Origin of the sequence: Muriicola sp. (assembly GCF_041567615.1) — a bacterium.
In the GTDB taxonomy this organism is placed as follows: Bacteria; Bacteroidota; Bacteroidia; order Flavobacteriales; family Flavobacteriaceae; genus Muriicola.
This window is the reverse complement of record NZ_JBFGBM010000214.1, coordinates 1-3,910: the sequence shown is the minus strand read 5'-3', so window position 1 is coordinate 3,910 and position 3,910 is coordinate 1. Positions and strand designations below refer to the sequence as shown.

4 protein-coding genes are annotated in these 3,910 nt (G+C 49.2%); 2 read left to right on the top strand and 2 right to left on the bottom strand.

What is annotated here, in order from left to right; translation table 11 throughout:
- Positions 1 to 634, bottom strand: a 634-nt coding sequence (locus tag ABYP73_RS11980; RefSeq protein ID WP_372974480.1) for a WD40/YVTN/BNR-like repeat-containing protein, incomplete at its 3' end; no start/stop codon positions are given.
- Between the two features lie 108 nt (positions 635 to 742).
- Between ABYP73_RS11980 and ABYP73_RS11975 the strand changes: the two genes are divergently transcribed.
- On the top strand, positions 743 to 2,041 hold the full coding sequence (locus ABYP73_RS11975; RefSeq protein WP_372974481.1) for an aminopeptidase P N-terminal domain-containing protein: 1,299 nt from the start codon (positions 743 to 745) through the stop codon (positions 2,039 to 2,041).
- An 18-nt stretch (positions 2,042 to 2,059) separates the two neighbouring features.
- On the opposite strand, the gene ABYP73_RS11970 is transcribed toward ABYP73_RS11975, so the two are convergent.
- Positions 2,060 to 3,331: a branched-chain amino acid transport system II carrier protein gene (locus ABYP73_RS11970; RefSeq protein ID WP_372974479.1), complete on the bottom strand. Its 1,272-nt coding sequence runs from the start codon at positions 3,329 to 3,331 to the stop codon at positions 2,060 to 2,062.
- Positions 3,332 to 3,590: 259 nt separating this feature from the next.
- Between ABYP73_RS11970 and ABYP73_RS11965 the strand changes: the two genes are divergently transcribed.
- Positions 3,591 to 3,809: a hypothetical protein gene (locus ABYP73_RS11965; protein WP_372945357.1), complete on the top strand. Its 219-nt coding sequence runs from the start codon at positions 3,591 to 3,593 to the stop codon at positions 3,807 to 3,809.
- Positions 3,810 to 3,910: the final 101 nt, after the last annotated feature.

Here is a 3,910-nt window from a genome sequence, read left to right as displayed (position 1 = left end):
GGTCGATAATCCCAGTCTCATCATTGACAAAAAGGGTCCTTTTCCAGGTCTTCCCTCCAGCTGTGGTCTTGTACACCCCTCTTTCCGTATTTTCAGAGTACAGGTGTCCCGTGACGCCTACCACCACTTCATTCATATTGTCCGGATTGATGAGGATCCTCCCTATATGATGGGAATCCTCCAATCCCATGTTTTGCCAGGTTTTGCCACGGTCTGTGGATTTCAGAAGGCCAATCCCAGCGTAGGAGGAACGAGAACTGTTATTCTCCCCTGTACCGACCCATATGGTCCCACTCTTCCAGTCCACGGCAATGTCGCCCACGTTTTGCGTGGGAGAGTTGTCCAGGATGGGGGTGAAGGAAGTACCGTTATTGGCAGTATGCCAGAGACCTCCTGAAGCGTATCCTACGTAGAATTCCGTGGGGTCGTTTGGGTTCACGTCGATGTCTACTACCCGACCGCTCATGACGGTCGGACCTATATTTTTGAACGGGATATTCTTGACGATGGATTCGGCACCCATCTTTTCTTTGCGGGCAATTCCTTCCATGACCTTTTTTGAAGAGGTAGCTTCAGGCTGGCTGTAGAGCATCATAACTCCGCACAAAGCACCCAGTAACAGCTTGCATTTCATAGATAACAATTTTGATTTTAGGAAGGTATGAATTTGACTGACGTAGGACAAGCGACACCTAAAAGAATTGAAAGCAAATGGTTACTTTTGAAAAAACATGTAATCCCGATGAAATATCACCCCATCGACCCAAAACTCTTTGTGAAGAACCGCGAGAAATTTATGGCTAAAATGAAGCCTAAAAGCATCGCTGTATTCAATTCAAACGACATCTATCCCATCGGTGCAGACAGCACCATGCCTTTTGAGCAGCACAGGGATATTTTTTATCTCAGTGGCGCAGACCAGGAGGAGACTATCCTTCTGCTATTTCCCGATGCGATGGACAAAGAGCGAAGGGAGATCCTTTTCGTCAGGGAGACCAACGATCATATCGCGGTCTGGGAAGGGGAAAAGCTTTCGAAGGAGCAGGCCACTGCTGTGAGTGGCATCCAGAATGTGCAATGGCTCAAGGACTTTGACAAGGTGTTCTTCGACCTCATGACCGAGGCCGACACTGTCTATTTCAATACAAACGAGCATTACAGACAATCCGTGGAGACCCAGACGCGCGAAGACCGCTTTATCCGCAAGTGCAAGGAAAAATTTCCCGCCCACAGCTGGGCCAAAAGCAATCCTGTAATGCAGGAACTAAGAGGGGTGAAAGAGCCCCAGGAGATCGCCCTGATGCAACAGGCCTGCAACATTACCGAAAAGGGATTCCGCCGCATCCTCAACTTCACCAGGCCCGGGGTATGGGAGTACGAGATCGAAGCAGAGTTCCTGCACGAATTCATCAGAAACCGTTCAAAAGGGTTTGCCTATACGCCCATTATCGCATCTGGGAACAATGCCAATGTCCTGCATTATGTGGTCAATAACCAGCAGTGCAAGGATGGCGATCTCATTCTCCTGGATGTAGGTGCAGAATACGCGAATTACTCCAGCGACATGACGCGCACCATTCCGGTGAATGGAAAATTCACCAAGAGGCAGAGGGAGGTCTACGATGCCGTGCTACGCGTGAAGGATGAAGCGACAAAGATGCTGGTCCCCGGGACGATGTGGGCCGAATACCACAAGGAGGTAGGGAAGATCATGACCTCCGAACTCCTGGGCCTGGGCCTGCTCAGCAAGGCTGATGTGCAAAACGAGAACAAGGAATGGCCTGCCTATAAAAAATACTTCATGCATGGTACCAGCCACCATATAGGCCTGGACACCCACGATTACGGCCCCTTGAAAACCCCTATGAAGGCCAATATGGTCTTTACTGTGGAACCGGGGATCTATATCCCTGATGAAGGATTTGGCATAAGGCTGGAAGACGATGTGGTAATTCAGGAGAAAGGAGCCCCTCTCAACCTGATGAAGAACATCCCGATCGAAGCCGAGGAAATAGAGGCCATCATGCAATCCAGGGCCTGATCTTAAGGCTGATAACCCCTATTTTTTAAAGAACTTCCTTCCGTTGGAAATTAGGAACGCGAGGAAGGAAGGCAGCACCCAGCCGAGTTGCAACTCACTCAGCGGGATAAACTCATTCACAGACTTAAGGGGAATTCCCAGATCGAGACTTTGCAGGAAGTCAGGGATGCTAAAAAGCACAGTTACCCAGACCACGCTTTTAAAAATACCTCTTGAGGCCCATCGCTCGGGGAGGGCATTGAGGATGATGAGGACGATGGTGATCGGATAGATAAACATAAGGGCTGGGAGTGCCACATCTATGATATATCCAACTTCCAATTGTCCCATCAGGACCCCAAGGAGGCTGCCGATCACGGCGGTGATCACATAAGCCTTTTGGGAATCGCCAAAGCGGGATTTGACAAAATCCGCTGTCCCGGTGACCACACCTACGGCAGTGGTGAAACAGGCCAATCCTACGAGAACAGAGAAAAGCCCCCGCCCTACAGGACCTAAGGCATAAAGGCTCATCTGCTGAAGAAGAGCGGTCCTGCTGATGTCAGGTTCGAAATCTGATTGCATCATCGCCGCCGAGAGCATGAATACTGAATAGACCCGCAGCAGGGTACCTGCGGCAAGCCAGCCCGCATTGGCGATCAGTTTGCGTTTCTCTTCATAGGTCTTACTGTCCTTCAGGTTGACGGAGACAATGATGACCCCTCCGACCACCACCGCACCTATGGCATCAAAGGTCTGGTAGCCCTCCAAAATGGAATAACTGAAAGGATGGACAATCAGGGGTTCTACAAATTCGAATGGCCGTGTAAAAATGATTAAGCCAATGATAGCGAGCAGGATCAACAGGATGGCCGGGGTCATCAGTTTTCCGATGATGTCCAGGATCTTATTCCGGTTGAGTGCGAAGATCAGGACAAGGCCAAAATAGAAGAAACTGGTGGTAAGGGAACTGATCTCAAAAAAGGGGGCAATGGCCATTTCGTGTGTGACAGATGCCGTCCTGGGGGAGGGCAGACTGATGGAGATCGCATAGACGATATAGCAGTATACCAGACTGAATACGGGGGAGACCTTGACTCCAAAATCGAAGATGGTACCCTGCAATCGGGCGTGGGCGCGAATCCCCAGGATGGCAATTAAAACGGCTGAAACGGCAAACCCCAGGGCCACCAGCCACCAGTCGGGTCCCGCCTTAAACCCGAGCATTGGGGGCAGAATGAGATTCCCGGCCCCGAAGAAAAGAGAGAAGAGGGCAAAGGCCGTGATCAGGAGTTCCCGGACTTGTCTCATAAAATTGAGTTATGGTTGAAAGATAATAGAAAAAACGAGATCCGGGGGAGACATAAATTCCGTAACACTTAGGGGACAAATGATTACGTTCATCGAAAAAATGATAAAAATACCCCGGCTTACTCAATAAATGCCTGAAGCCGAGCGTTCCTTTTTAAAATGTAATCGAGAAACCGTATGATGAATGCTCAAACTAAAGTTGTAACATAGCGTGGTTGAGGTTCCCCCAACCTGACCTTGCGCCCTAATAACCTACTTCATGAAAAGAATATTCTGCCAGATCTTTGGACACCACTACTCCGTGTCAAAGAAAGTGACCCAACACATCAAAGAGTACAAATGCGTTCATTGTGCAAAAGAAGTGACGACGGATGTCAGTGGAAATCTATCGGTTCTCACTCCCGAATTGCAGGATATTAACCACACCCTGGAGATCATCTACCGAAAAAGACATGCAGGCGAACAACAAGTAGCCTGAATTACCCTTCCCCAAAGGAATTCCATCCCTGGGCTTTTAAGGGTATACTTTCCTCATTCCTGGTAATTAAGTGTGCACCCCGATCTGCTTCTGTCATATGC

What these genes read in the sequence shown, in the direction of transcription:
- ABYP73_RS11975 (WP_372974481.1), top strand. Translation starts at nt 743, where the DNA reads ATGAAATATCACCCCATCGACCCAAAACTCTTTGTGAAGAACCGCGAG.
- ABYP73_RS11970 (WP_372974479.1), bottom strand. Translation starts at nt 3,331, where the DNA reads ATGAGACAAGTCCGGGAACTCCTGATCACGGCCTTTGCCCTCTTCTCT.
- ABYP73_RS11965 (WP_372945357.1), top strand. Translation starts at nt 3,591, where the DNA reads ATGAAAAGAATATTCTGCCAGATCTTTGGACACCACTACTCCGTGTCA.